Consider the following 12,740-nt stretch of genomic DNA (forward strand, 5'->3'; position numbering starts at 1 on the left):
CTATGATTACGGTGATAGGTTCAAACAAAGGTGGGGCTTCAAAAAGCACAACTGCGACTAATGTTGCGATTGCTTTGGCTTTGCGAGGTAAAGACGTATGCCTGCTAGATGCTGATCTTCAGTCATCAGCGGCTAAGTGGCATGCTTCGCGTGAGGAGTATGATTTACAGCCCCGTATTACCCTTATCCAAAAGTACGGCAACATCAGTCAGACTTTACGTCAGCTCGATGAAAAATTTGATCATGTAATTGTCGATGTTGCTGGCCGTAACAGCCGAGAACTAGCCAATGCTGGAGCTGTAGCAGACATCATCATCGCGCCTCATCTTTGTTCGCAATTTGACCTGGATACTTTAGAAGAACTCGAAAGTCAGCTTGAGGCTTGGAAAGACCTCAATCCAGACTTGGTACTTTATATGTATCAAACGCGGGCCACGACTAACCCTGTGCTTCGTGGTAAAGAACGTGCCGAATTCCTCACATATCTAGAAGATTTTCCTACTCTATCGCCTCTTAATGCCATCAATTGCGAACGTAAAATATATCGAGATGTTGTTCCATTAGGTAAATCTGTTTTGGAAGCCACCAACAACACTGCAATCGATGAAGTTAATCAGTTAATTGAAGAGGTTTACGCTCAATGGCTCTAAGACCACGCTCTGCAAAAAAACCATCTGATGCTGAGGTAGCAGCTCTTGCTGACAAACTTACTGATAAACAGTATGGCGGCATGTCTCCTGATACGAAGACTGAAAAGCAAGTACAGCGCAGTCTTGCTCTACCAAAGTCGCTTGACCAGGCAATTACTAGAGCATCTGCCGAAAACAAACTTAGCGGTACTGGCCCGCAAAATACGAGCGCAGTTATCCGTGAAGCTTTAGAGCAATACCTTGAACGGCGTAAAAAAAATAATTTGATAGAATGATTTTCTATGAAAATGATATTTTATCAAAATATCAAAATATCAAAATATCAAAATATCAAAATATCAAAGGAGTTATGTTTGGATAGCGCAGCCTAGCGTATGGATGCTGTCGGCAGGTCTGACCATCTTGTGGTGTAAGCCGGGGAGAGCATGTCACGTTTCATCTGCCATTCGGGAGCAATCCCTCTTCCCGCAAACCATACTTTTCCCAGGCCAGAATTATTGATGCCATCGAGGACGTGCATCAGCGCGTCACTGGCAGGGCGGGGCTGGACTTCATCGAACAAATCCAACTGTGATACACCGTTTGGTGTGAAATCATTGAGCATGATTCCGGCCTTTGCGTACCGGCGGCCATCGTCCCAGATACGATCGAGTGCCTTCATTGCGGCCGCAATAATATCGCGGGTGTCTCGTGTCGGTGTGGTGAGCTTTTCAGTGGCCACGTTGCTGTAATAGATTTCGTTGACTGCGAAAGGTGATGTTTTCACGAAAACGGAAATATGCCTGCAGTACTGATGTTCACCCCTGAGCTTTTCCGCTGCCCGTTCGGCATACTGGCAGACAGCCTGACGCATCGCCTCATAGGTTGTGATCCTCTCGCCGAAAGAGCGGCTGCAGATAATTTGCTGCTTTGCAGGCGGGGCTTCCTCCAGGCTGATACAGCTTTCGCCGTTCAGTTCCCGACATATCCTTTCCAGGACAACGCTAAAGTTCTTCCTGATAAAAGTGGGATTTGCGCGAGCGAGCTGCAGGGCAGTGTGAATACCCATCAGGTTTAGCTTTTTTGAAATCCGGCTTCCGCAGCCCCAGACTTCCTGAACGGGCATCAGCGATAACAATTTTTCAGTCCGCCGGGGATTACCCGGCGTAAGAGCCAGTACACCCTTAAATTGTGGCCATTCCTTCGAGGCCCACTGAGCGGCTTTGGCCAAAACTTTGCCGGGTCCCATCCCTACACCGATTGTCAGGCCAGTTCCCTTCAGAACGTGGGCGCGCAGCTGGTGGCCAAAGGTTTCAAAATCCATGCAGTTATCGATGCTTCTGATATCAATAAACATTTCATCGACGCTGTATTGCTCCACGCGTGGCGAAAGTTCCTCTAAATGACTCATCACCCGTTGGGAAAATGAGTGATATAAGGAATAGTTGCTGGAGAACGCGTACACCTTCTCAGGGAACGACATCTGCTGGATCTGAAACCACGGCATGCCCATTTCTATGCCTAATTTTTTGGCTGCTGCGGATCGCGCCACGCAACAACCATCATTATTGCTCAATATTATCAAAGGTTTGCCGCGAAGTTTTGGGTTAAGAACCGCTTCGCAGCTTGCATAAAATGAATTTACGTCCGCCAGGGCAAACATCATTCACCGCCCCGGGTTTTATGCACAAAAGCCATCACGACTCCAAAAATCTGCAAGTCCTCCGGATAGATTGTCGGAAAGTTAGGGTTCATGGCCTGAAGCCCGGGGCGAGGTGTCAGTAACAGTCTCTTTACCGTGAATTCACCGTCTATCTCCGCTATCACAATGTCACCATGATGTGCCTCTTCTGCCTTATCTACGACCATCAGGTCACCGCTGTGCAAACCGATATCTGTCATCGAATTTCCAATCGCCCGGACGAAGAACGTGGAGGATTTTTTCTTTATACAGTAATCGTTCAGATCCAGTTCTGCGTCAGCGTAGTCGGCACAAGGGCTGGGAAAACCGGCGGGGCATCGTTCAATAAACAGGGGCAACGAAACCTTCACCGGATCAACGGCGACGGGAGTGATATGTAGCATGGCAACTCCTTTCAATAATGCTGTATATAATTACAGTATTATTGTTGTGAAAAATCAGACTTGCAAGCGCCGTATGGCTTCTTTTAACTAGCTCTCTGTTTTCTCAGGCGGAAATAATTCGTGGGAACATTCTTTGAACAAAATGCATTTCACCGCAAATTAATCACATTTTGATGATTTAATAATACTCATAATGAGTATTATTAATTGCCATTAGTCCTTTTTGGGGTATTATAGTTACTCTAATTGAGTAAATATAAGGGTGTGTCATGAAAAAGATGGGTTGTGACGACGGTTCGACGAACGTAAAACTGGCCTGGCGGGACGGCGATGAAATCTGTACCTCTGTCTCGCCGAATTCGTTTAAAGCGGGGTGGAAGGTCGCCGGGATCGGCAGCAGTGAAACGTACAACTATGAAATTGACGGGCTGAAGTACTCCTTTGACAGCGTCAGCCATCAGGCGATCAATACCACCAACATTGAATATCAGTATGGCGACACCAATTTGCTGGCCGTACATCATGCACTGCTCACCAGTGGCCTGCCGCCACAGTCGGTAAGCCTGACGGTCACCTTACCTATCAGTGAGTTCTACACCAGCGACTGTCAGCACAATGACGTCAACATACAGCGTAAAATTGACAACCTGCTGCGGCCGGTAACGCTGAACAAGCGCGAAACCTTCTCCATCGCGCATGTTGACGTCATGCCGGAATCGTTGCCTGCCGTGATATCGCCGCTGGAACATGCAGGGGTAGGGGCGCTGGAAACCTCGCTGGTGATTGATCTGGGGGGAACGACGCTCGATGCCGGTGTTCTGGTGGGGCAGTTTGAAGATGTCAGTGCCATTCAGGGCAATTCTACGATCGGGGTATCGATGGTGACACAGGCCACACTCACGGCACTGCGTATGGCCAACAGCGACACCAGCGCCTTTGTGGCCGATCAACTGATACAGCGACGGCATAACCGCGAGTTTGCCGCCACAGTTGTCAACGATGAGTCAAAAGTGGACTATGTGCTGGACATGATAAGTTCGTCCATCGAGCGACTCGGGGAACGGGTGGTCAATGAGCTGTCGGCGTACCGCCAGGTGAACCGGGTTTGGCTGGTGGGGGGCGGGGCGTCGCTGATTGAGGCTGCCGTGCGCCGTGCCTGGAAACTGGCCCCCGACCGTATTGTGGTGGTCAATGAACCCCAGACGGCGTTGGTTCGCGAACTTGTTTTACTTTAATTCCAAGGAGCGCTATCCGTGACCGACAAACGTAAGAAACTGACCGTCTATTTGCACCCTGAAGACGACAGTCAGGATGCCAGGGCGATGGAGATTATCGAGTCAGTTCCCCTGCGCACCCGTGGTGATTTTTTCCGGGCGGCGATCGTGGGCGGAAGCGCGTTATACCAGCTGGATAAGCGTCTGCCTTATCTGTTGTCCATGCTGTTCGATGGCCAGCTGACCGCCGACCAGCTGGTGGGTATTATTCAGCAAACGACGGGATGGCAGCCCACGACGGCCAGCATTCAGGATGTCATTGCCGCCTGCGCTGGCCAGGTGCCTGCCCCCACAGTGCTCCCGGAACCCACCGGCAGTACGGAAGGGGAAGGGCAGGCCCGAACAAATTTCAAACGCATGCTGAAAAAAGACTGAAGCCCTCCGGCGTGCCGGAAGATTTGTGGAGAGAACCATGTCATTTATGCTGTTATGCAAAGGGATAGTCGGACTGGAGACGCTGACGGGCAGGGCACGCAAAAGCGCGGCGGAGTGGTGTTTTCTCATCAGCTGCCTGTTTATTGTGCCGCTGCTGATATTTGACGGATTCAGTGTACCCGTGAAGATACTCCTGCAGCTGTGCTGGGCGATCGTGGTGGTACGCGCGGCCTTTCTGGCCTCTGAAACCTGGAAGAAAAACCGTAAGTAAAACCGATCATCGTTTTCCGCCGGCCCGCGTGCCGGTTTTTTTATGGCTACATCAGGCCGGGAGTGTGCGGTTTTCACATCAGCTGCAGACGATATGACGCTTCCTCGTCGCGGCTGTTCGTTCCTCGCGGTGCTGCGGTACGCCTCAGCCGAGTCTGCGGCGAGCGTTGCGGGTTTTTCCAGGGTGGACTTTTTTTCCGCTTTTCGACATTCTCAAGACGACGGCCCGGTCGTGCTGGATGGCATCAGAACCCGGACGCATGATAAGGGGCACTAACCACGCTGGAGGCATGACATGGTCATTAATCCCCGCTTTCCCAAAGAGCTGATTTTCTTCTCGGACGTCAAAGATGCCGTCGCTGACGCAGCGACCCGCATTTTTCTGACAGGTAAAGAAATCTGCCACGATACCCTGGTGGAATGCCTGGCCGACCGGCTGGCTTATGCGAAAATTATTGAAGACAACTATACGGCCGGCGTGATGCAGCAGGCGATTGACCTGCTTGAAGAGCATCGTGGCCACCTCTGAACCGCCCGCGACGAACAGAATGTCATCCTCATTCATCGTCTGACCTCAGGGGCCGGCCTGTCCGGTGTCTGTCCTGCTGCCATTCATTTCGCGTACCGCCCCGGTCGTCGCAGGCTACCGTCTCATTTCAAACCGCTTTCGGTTATCCACAGATTCACTGAGTAACTTCGGTATTCGCGGGGGATAAGTCGGTGGACCTTGCTGCGCCGGTCTTGTACCTGGTGGCCTTTTGCCCAAGGATGTCGCGTTGCTCCACATTTATGGCACCTCGCGGTGCCGCCCTGATTTGCTCACTTCCGTGCTATCCCTCCACGTCCTTAACGTTAGCGCCGACCCCGTGCCCGCACTGTAGCCGGGCCGCTGCGCCTGCAAGTGTTCACTCCGTCGTCTCCTCACCCGTTCGCACCCGTCACGGCGCATTCAGCCCGTTCCGGGTTTGCGCTGCGGCTTCCGGGGACGCACCTGCCTGCTCCGCTTTGCGCCCGTCTGTCGTGGGGGCACGGCGCCGGCCGGTTCCGGCACTCTCTGTGAGTAACACTATGTCCCGATATATCCAGGGTGACTGTCAGCAGGTCATGTCAACATTTCCGTCCCGTTCCGTGGATTTTATCCTCACGGATCCGCCTTACCTGGTGGGGTTTACTGACCGGTCAGGGCGGTCTATTGCCAACGATAAACAGGGGGACTGGTTACAGCCGGCCAGCCGCGAGATGTTCCGGGTGCTGAAAAACGATAGTCTGGCGGTCAGTTTTTACGGCTGGAACCGGGTGGATCAGTTTATGGCCGCATGGAAAGCCGCCGGCTTTCGCGTGGTAGGCCACATTGTTTTCACCAAGACCTATGCTTCGAAATCCGCATTCGTCGGCTATCAGCACGAAAGCGCCTATGTCCTCGCCAAAGGGCGCCCGCCGTTGCCGGAAAAACCGCTCTCGGACGTCATGCCCTGGCAGTACACCGGCAACCGTCACCATCCGACGGAAAAGCCCGTCTCTATCCTGCGGCCGCTGATTGAGTCCTTCACGCAGCCGGGGGCGATAGTACTCGACCCCTTTGCCGGAAGCGGTTCGACCTGCGTCGCGGCGGCGCAGTGCGGGCGACGCTGGATTGGCATCGAGTTAATGGAGGAGTACCACGCGGCGGGGCAGCGTCGCCTGGCGGAATTTCAGCGTCTGCGTCCGGCGGCGCCGGTTGCAGCCTTTCAGCAGTACGGGAGCCTGATATGAGCAACTATGCAGACAATATTGCCCTGCGTGTGGACGTGGCGGCGCTGGCGAACGCGACCTATGAACTTCGCGAGCAGTTCCGGGCGTTTGAGAAAAAATACTTCTGGGGCAGCGACGAGTTAACCCGGCGCCTGGCCGGGCAGGTGGTGAACCAGCTCAGCGGCCAGATGCTGGAAATCTATAAACAGGTGAACGAACTCGACCACGCCTTCAAAGACTGACCCCGGAAAGCATGGCCCCGCATTTGAGCGGCGGGGCTATAGCCTGATTGTTTGCCAGGCCGAACGTCAAAGGACATTGAACAGGGCGCTGCTGTGGCTTCGCCACCGCCGCTGCCCGCTCAATGCGCAATATACATGACGACGGGAGCCGGTGTACCGGGACGACCGGGCCTGTGCTGTCGAGTGATTTTCGTGAGGTAGCTTCTCCGCAACCTGCTGTGGCCTGGATTTATCTTCCGCTTCCTGGTCATCGATGGCTGGTTCCTGATTTTCACAACAAACCACCAGGGCTGGAACCTGTCCCCCTTCGGCTCATGACCAGCAGGCTGGCCAATCGTCGAGCCCGACTACGCTAACCGGCAAGCCGGTAAGCTCCGCGTAACCCCACAGGGGTTACGGCCTGACGGCTAGGGTCTGATGGTAAAAAGCCAGGTCAACCCCCGCAGGCGGCTGCGCCGCCGCACGGACACTGGCCGGTAAACCGGCCGCTAAGGACGCCGGCGCGTTCCCCGCCGTCGGGTGTGTGCATTCTGCGTGTTCCGGTTTTCACATCTCACGGCCGGCTCTTACGCGGAGGGCTGGGTGTAGCACCGCCGTCCAGGTTAACGCAAGGGTGAAATGCACGCCTGCGGCGCCCTTGCGTTCCCCCGTGCGTCGTCGCTACTTCGCCCTTTGCCGCGAAAGAACTCACCGAGAGATGACCATTAACCCGAAGGAGACCTGAAGAATGCACACACAAAACGTCAAGACCGCCGCTCCTGAATCTTCCGAAAGATGGGGGGCGAAAGAACAACGCGTCCTGTTGCCTGCCGGTGAATTCACCCGTCAGCAGGCGGAGGCCGTAGCAGCGGCATACAGCAATATCGCTATTGAGGACGATCAGGGGACGCATTTCCGCCTTGTCCTGCGCGTGTTCGGGCAGATGGTCTGGCGGGCGTGGAATTTCCAGCCTGATGCGGGGGCAGAGTTTAACAAATTCATCGTCAGCAACGGTGTGAGAAAGCAGTAAGGCAGTGAAGTGAGGTGCCGGACGATTGGGTCGTCCGGCAGACATAAATCAACACTTACGAGGTATCAAACTATGTCAGTAACCGAGTCTAAAGCAGCATCTACAACCCGTAAAGCGGCAAAAAATCCTAAAAACGCCGCGCAGAGCGCCGCCGTGGAGCAGGCACTGGAAAATACGCCGGTCGAGATGGTGCCCCTGAGCCAGCTGGCACTGTCACCGCTGAATGTGCGTAAAGTGTCCCCCGATCCGGTGAAATTGCAGGAACTGGCAGACAGCATTCGCGCCGTGGGCGTGTTGCAGAACCTGATCGTACATCTGTTGCCGGATGGTCTGCTGGGTACCGCCGCCGGTGGCCGCCGTTTTCGTGCCCTGAACATCCTGCTGAATAACGGGATGATCACCGCAGATTACGCGGTGCCGGTGAAGACCGTCAGCGAAGATATGGCAAAAATCGTCTCCGCAACGGAGAACTTTCAGCATGAAGAGATGCACCCTGCCGACCAGATTGCGGTGTTTGGTGAAATGAGCCACGAAGGGAAAACGGCGGCACAAATCGCGGGTGTGCTCGGCTACAGCACTAAACACGTTCAGAAATTCATGCGGCTGGCAGGCATGGCTCCGGCGTTGCTTGCGGCGCTGGCCGAAGACAAGCTCAACGTTGACCAGTTGCAGGCCCTGTCGGCCAGTGAAGATCAGGAACGCCAGCTGAACGTCTGGGAAAATGCCTTCGGCTATTACCGCAACCCGAAGGAACTGCGGGAAGCAGTGCTGAAGGGCGAGGTGCCCGCTGCAGGCAACCGCCTGCTCGACTTTGTCGGGCGTGAGGCTTACGAACAGGCAGGCGGCGGGTTCCGCTACGATTTGTTCTCTGATGAAGGCTTTATCGGTGATACCGTGCTGCTCCACACCGTCGCCCGTCAGAAATTGACAGATATTGCCGCCGGCATTGCGCAGGCCGAAGGCTGGTTATGGTCGGAGGGGCGCACCGAGGGGGTGAGCACCTACGGTGAAGATGCAGAGCGTTATCTGTTACTCAAACAGCCTGCCGGTGAACTGACTCCCGAGGAACGTGCGCGGTTTGATGCCCTCGGTAAGCAGCTGGAAACGCTGTCTGAGCAGGATGATGACGAAGACGCAGACCATGACGCACTGGAACTGGCCGCAGATGGCTGTCAGGCCGAAATGGACGCCATCGAAGCCGCCGCAAACATCCGGGCATGGGATGCCGATGTTCGTGCCCACGGCGGCGTGGTGGTGTCACTGTTGCACGGGGCGATTTCTGTCCGTCGCGGCGTGATGCTGCGCAGCGACCTGCCGGAAATTGCCGCAGATGATAAAACCGGTGTTAATCAGCACCTCAGCAGTATCCGCACTGAAGGCAGCGAAGAAGAATCTGCGCAACCACAGGCCAAACCGCTGAGCGCCGCACTGGTCAAAAGCCTGTCCAGCGAGCGCACCTTAGCCGTACAGGCGGCACTGGCGGCACAACCTCAAATGGCACTGGTGATTTTTGTGCACGATTGCCTGAAATCCACCTTCAATTACCACTCCTTCGTGGCATCCACCCTCAAAGTTTCGCTGCATGCTCACACCGGCAACCTGCTCGACAATGCCCCGACCGCAAACGACGGACTGGCGATGCAGCATCTTAACGCCATGCACGAAGCGTGGCAGGCACAGCTGCCGGACAACTGGCACGAAAGCTGGGACTGGTTACTGAAGTGGGATACGCAGCAGCTGATTTCTGTCATGGGCTACTGCCTTGCCAAAACGCTCAACGGGGCATCAGAACGCCTGAGCCACAAAGACAGCAAGGCAGGAAAAGAACTCGAGCCGGTGGAGGCGATGCTGGGCTTCACGCTGCGTGACTGGTGGCTGCCGACGAAGGCCAATTTCTTCGGGCGTATCAGTAAAGAGCAGATTTCCGACAGCCTGTCGCAGGCCGGTCTGGACGGCACGGCACGGGACGCCCTCAAAATGAAAAAAGCCGAGGCAGCAGAACTGGCTGAAGACAAAATCACACTGACCAGTTGGGTGCCTGAATGCTTGATGGCTGTCTGTGAGCAGCCGGACGCTGGTACGGATACTGACACTCACACCGCCGCAGCCATTGCCGCCTGATAAGGAGACGCCGCTCCGTGAAGGAGCGGCATATAACACCATGAAAAACCGTCAACCTCATTTTCTTGCCAACCTTCTGGGCTGCCAGCCAGCAGGGGCAGACATGTCTCCCGAACTGCGTGGCAACGTCCGTCAGATGTTTACGGATTCAGTTTTGCAAAACGTTGATCTGCCCGCTGCATGGTCTGTTGATGTGCCTGCGCCCTGCGAAGAGGGGTTTCTGTCGAGCTGCTGCGTACTGACGGCGGCGCCTGATATCCGGCTTATCTTCGGGCATGGCGGCGCAGATGCCCCCTTCTGGTCGATGGGGCTGTTGTTTGACAACGATTTATCGGTCGCGTGGTTATTTGTGTCTGAGGTTATCGATAACGCTGCAATAGCGGCTATCGGGCGCGAAATTGAGCGCATCGATGAGTATGTGCATGCGGGATATACCGGCGCGGGCAGACTGGCCGCCGCCTTGCGGTTTACGGGGGTGGCCGTATGATCCCCCGCTCACATGCGTTAGTCCCGTTACAGCCTCAGCGGCGGGCAGCCATGCAGGCCATTGGTTATGTTGAAAGCCGCAGTGAGACGGCCCACCGGATGGGGAGATACCCCTATGCCCATGCCTTTTTCCGGTTTATGGGCAAACCGGCTATTGGCGTAGACGACATCCGGATGCTCGACGGTACTTTTGACCCCAGCCAGCGGGGGCGTCCGGGTAAGGAGCGATATATAGCCGCCCTCGATATGCTTATTTCGACACGGGGCGCATCGTGCCCCTCTCCGTTGTCGGGCGGAGTAGGGCACAGCCTGTTCCCTGAAGTTGAACGCAGAGAGCGGCAGCGGGGGGAACAGCGTGCCCGTCTGAAGGCTAACCGCAGGCAAAATGTTGAAGCAAAAGCAGGGGAACAGAAGCGGATACGCTATGAAACGCTGTTGGGGCAGGCTGAGATCGAGCTGGCATTTTGTACCCCGAGCACGGTCAGGCCGTGGTACGACAACTGGTCGCGCAGAGACTTGCTACTCCACGATTTAGGCGAACTGGTTTACGCGTGGTTTTCACGCTTTCCCAGTCTCGGGCATTTTGACCGGTACTTTCTGCGGTATGAACCGCTGTGGGTGGTGATGCTGGAAGTAAACCGCCACGCTGACGAACAGAGTGAGTTTGAGGTCTACCTTGATCGCCTGATGCTGCCGAATCGTCTGTCTGACCTGGAGAGAAAAGAAAGATAAACCCGCAAGCTGCTGCGGCTGCGCCGCGGCGGATTTGCTTTGCCTCCGGTCTGTTTCACCGGCTTCTCTCTTTCATTCCTTTCGTACGTTTCCTCTCCTGGCTTCCCCTGTTCTTCTTCATTTGCTTATTTCTTTGATTCTTCTCCCTGTCCATCGATGTCCGGCTTTTCTTTTCCACAACAAACCACAAAGGCTGGAACCTGTCCCCCTTCGGCTCATGACCAGCAGGCTGGTCAATCGTCGAGCCCGACTACGCTAACCGGCAAGCCGGTAAGCTCCGCGTAACCCCTGTGGGGTTACGGCCTGACGGCTAGGGTCTGATGGTAAAAAGCCAGGTCAACCCCCGCAGCCGGCTGCGCCGCCGCACGGACACTGGCCAGCGACGCTGGCCGCTAAGGACGCCGGCGCGTTCCCCGCCGTCGGGTGTGTGCATTCTGCCGGATGCGGTTATCCATCTCGCGGCAAGCCCTTACGCGGAGGGCTGGGTGTAGCACCGTCGCCCAGGTTAACGCAAGGGTGAAATGCACGCCTGCGGCGCCCTTGCGTTCCCCCGTGCGTCGTCGCTACTTCGCCCTTTGCCGCGAAAGAACTCACCGAGAGATGACATTTAACCTGAAGGGGACCTGAAGAATGCACACACAAAACGTCAAAACCGCCGCTCCTGAATCTTCCGAAAGATGGGGGGCGAAAAGCACGTCCCTGCGCATGGACGGCTTCATTACTGATATTTCGTCGTCCCATCCGTTTGACGTGATCCGCGCGGACGTAGTGATTTCCCGTCTGGAAAAGCAGGCTCATGCAGGGTGCGGGTTGCATTACGAGATTTACGAATCCCGCCTGATCGGCAGTGCGTTAGATCATCTTTCCCGTCTGCCGATGAAAGACCGTCCGGTCTTTATCGGCACGGCAGACCGCAGAGGGATCGCGCTGACGTGGGCGGCAGAGGAAAAGGCTCAAAACGCCTATTGCGAATTAATGGCAGAGATTGCGGCAGAGCAGGAATAACAGCCGACGGCGGGATTGTCCCGCCGTCAACATCGAGGAGAAAAACCATGTACACACCTGACATCATCACCGGCGACGCGGGTAAAAACCGGTTCGAATGGAGCGCAGGCGCGGAGGCCGCTTACTGGGAGGCACGGGCAAGATCGTATGTGACCGCGCCGGTGGAAATCGACCTGCACAGATATATGGACGTGCTGGGGACGTTACCGCCGCTGGACTGGCAGGGCGATCGGGACAGCGAATCATTCAAGTTTGCCGAAATGATGTGCGGCAGCGTGACGGACATTTACGCGAAAGTCGAAGGCCGGTATTTCCAGCTATGCGATGAATGCACCCTGAGCCATGCCGACATTGTGGGACGTATTAAGGAGGTGTTAGGCAAAGAAACCGTATCGCAGAAATGAAAAAAGCAGACTTTCGTCTGCTCTCTCGTGCCGGTTGTTCCCCTAGGAAGGTCTGACCGGCTATCAATACTCGATTGGAGTTAATGCTATGAATATCGACCCGCAGATAATTGCATCCCCCGCGCCGTTTGTAAAGTCTGAGACGGCAAAAAAACACCCGCGCATTGTGCGGGAACCGTTGAAAAGTCAGGACATCGCCGTGTCGTTTAAGGCGCTGGGACGTCATATCGCCAAATGTCAGCGCAAACGCCAGTCCGTCAGGGTGCCTGCCATGCGGGGCAGTGAACTCGGTCAGGTGCTGCGCACGCTGGAACTGAAACGGGCTTACGCCTGATCCCTTTGCCGCCCTGCGGGGCGGCAATTCAATGACTTTTTGG

General features: G+C 55.3%; 17 protein-coding genes. 15 read left to right on the top strand and 2 right to left on the bottom strand.

From position 1 onward, the window contains the following. Nucleotides 1–2 precede the first annotated feature (2 nt). Both V2154_RS23590 and V2154_RS23595 read left to right on the top strand, forming a co-directional pair. Nucleotides 3–650 carry a division plane positioning ATPase MipZ gene (locus V2154_RS23590; RefSeq protein ID WP_353504292.1) on the top strand — a complete coding sequence of 216 codons (648 nt, stop codon included), beginning with the start codon at nucleotides 3–5 and terminating at the stop codon, nucleotides 648–650. Next, nucleotides 641–925, top strand: a complete 285-nt coding sequence (locus tag V2154_RS23595) for a hypothetical protein (RefSeq protein WP_353504293.1) — start codon at nucleotides 641–643, stop codon at nucleotides 923–925. Before V2154_RS23590 ends, V2154_RS23595 begins: the two co-directional genes overlap by 10 nt. Before the next feature lie 92 nt (nucleotides 926–1,017). On the opposite strand, the gene umuC is transcribed toward V2154_RS23595, so the two are convergent. Together umuC and umuD are read right to left on the bottom strand one after the other, a co-directional pair. Further along, entirely contained in the window at nucleotides 1,018–2,292 is a 1,275-nt protein-coding gene (gene umuC, locus V2154_RS23600) for a translesion error-prone DNA polymerase V subunit UmuC (protein WP_353504349.1), read from the bottom strand. Further along, nucleotides 2,292–2,714, bottom strand: coding sequence for a translesion error-prone DNA polymerase V autoproteolytic subunit (gene umuD, locus V2154_RS23605; protein WP_213052957.1), 423 nt, complete (start codon nucleotides 2,712–2,714; stop codon nucleotides 2,292–2,294). The genes umuC and umuD overlap by 1 nt, the downstream gene beginning before the upstream one ends. Nucleotides 2,715–2,983: 269 nt before the next feature. On the opposite strand from umuD, the gene parM reads away from it, so the two are divergent. From parM to V2154_RS23670, 13 genes are all read left to right on the top strand, one after another. Next, the gene (parM, locus tag V2154_RS23610; RefSeq protein WP_353504294.1) at nucleotides 2,984–3,949 is read left to right on the top strand and encodes a plasmid segregation protein ParM domain-containing protein; all 966 of its coding nucleotides are present in this window, start codon (nucleotides 2,984–2,986) and stop codon (nucleotides 3,947–3,949) included. A gap of 18 nt (nucleotides 3,950–3,967) precedes the next feature. Further along, entirely contained in the window at nucleotides 3,968–4,363 is a 396-nt protein-coding gene (locus tag V2154_RS23615; protein ID WP_353504295.1) for a plasmid partitioning/stability family protein, read from the top strand. Between the two features lie 37 nt (nucleotides 4,364–4,400). After that, on the top strand, nucleotides 4,401–4,634 hold the full coding sequence (locus V2154_RS23620) for a hypothetical protein (protein ID WP_353504296.1): 234 nt from the start codon (nucleotides 4,401–4,403) through the stop codon (nucleotides 4,632–4,634). A gap of 294 nt (nucleotides 4,635–4,928) precedes the next feature. Then, nucleotides 4,929–5,162 carry a hypothetical protein gene (locus V2154_RS23625; protein ID WP_200227390.1) on the top strand — a complete coding sequence of 78 codons (234 nt, stop codon included), beginning with the start codon at nucleotides 4,929–4,931 and terminating at the stop codon, nucleotides 5,160–5,162. A gap of 539 nt (nucleotides 5,163–5,701) precedes the next feature. Continuing rightward, nucleotides 5,702–6,385: a DNA methyltransferase gene (locus V2154_RS23630; protein WP_353504297.1), complete on the top strand. Its 684-nt coding sequence runs from the start codon at nucleotides 5,702–5,704 to the stop codon at nucleotides 6,383–6,385. After that, nucleotides 6,382–6,606, top strand: coding sequence for a YubE family protein (locus tag V2154_RS23635; RefSeq protein WP_353504298.1), 225 nt, complete (start codon nucleotides 6,382–6,384; stop codon nucleotides 6,604–6,606). The genes V2154_RS23630 and V2154_RS23635 overlap by 4 nt, the downstream gene beginning before the upstream one ends. A 727-nt stretch (nucleotides 6,607–7,333) precedes the next feature. Beyond that, nucleotides 7,334–7,615, top strand: a complete 282-nt coding sequence (locus tag V2154_RS23640) for a DUF905 family protein (RefSeq protein WP_250981638.1) — start codon at nucleotides 7,334–7,336, stop codon at nucleotides 7,613–7,615. Nucleotides 7,616–7,687: 72 nt separating this feature from the next. Then, nucleotides 7,688–9,736, top strand: coding sequence for a ParB/RepB/Spo0J family partition protein (locus tag V2154_RS23645; RefSeq protein WP_353504299.1), 2,049 nt, complete (start codon nucleotides 7,688–7,690; stop codon nucleotides 9,734–9,736). A 40-nt stretch (nucleotides 9,737–9,776) separates the two neighbouring features. Continuing rightward, a complete protein-coding gene (locus V2154_RS23650; RefSeq protein ID WP_353504300.1) occupies nucleotides 9,777–10,223 on the top strand; it encodes a conjugation system SOS inhibitor PsiB family protein in 447 nt (148 codons plus the stop codon). A gap of 50 nt (nucleotides 10,224–10,273) precedes the next feature. Beyond that, nucleotides 10,274–10,954 carry a plasmid SOS inhibition protein A gene (locus V2154_RS23655; protein WP_353504301.1) on the top strand — a complete coding sequence of 227 codons (681 nt, stop codon included), beginning with the start codon at nucleotides 10,274–10,276 and terminating at the stop codon, nucleotides 10,952–10,954. Between the two features lie 630 nt (nucleotides 10,955–11,584). Further along, on the top strand, nucleotides 11,585–11,959 hold the full coding sequence (locus tag V2154_RS23660) for a hypothetical protein (protein ID WP_353504302.1): 375 nt from the start codon (nucleotides 11,585–11,587) through the stop codon (nucleotides 11,957–11,959). A gap of 47 nt (nucleotides 11,960–12,006) precedes the next feature. Then, the gene (locus V2154_RS23665) at nucleotides 12,007–12,363 is read left to right on the top strand and encodes a hypothetical protein (RefSeq protein WP_353504303.1); all 357 of its coding nucleotides are present in this window, start codon (nucleotides 12,007–12,009) and stop codon (nucleotides 12,361–12,363) included. A gap of 88 nt (nucleotides 12,364–12,451) precedes the next feature. Further along, a complete protein-coding gene (locus V2154_RS23670; RefSeq protein WP_353504304.1) occupies nucleotides 12,452–12,697 on the top strand; it encodes a hypothetical protein in 246 nt (81 codons plus the stop codon). The last annotated feature ends 43 nt before the right edge of the window (nucleotides 12,698–12,740 follow it).

The sequence above is a fragment of the Ewingella sp. CoE-038-23 genome (assembly GCF_040419245.1).
In the GTDB taxonomy this organism is placed as follows: Bacteria; Pseudomonadota; Gammaproteobacteria; order Enterobacterales; family Enterobacteriaceae; genus Ewingella; species Ewingella allii.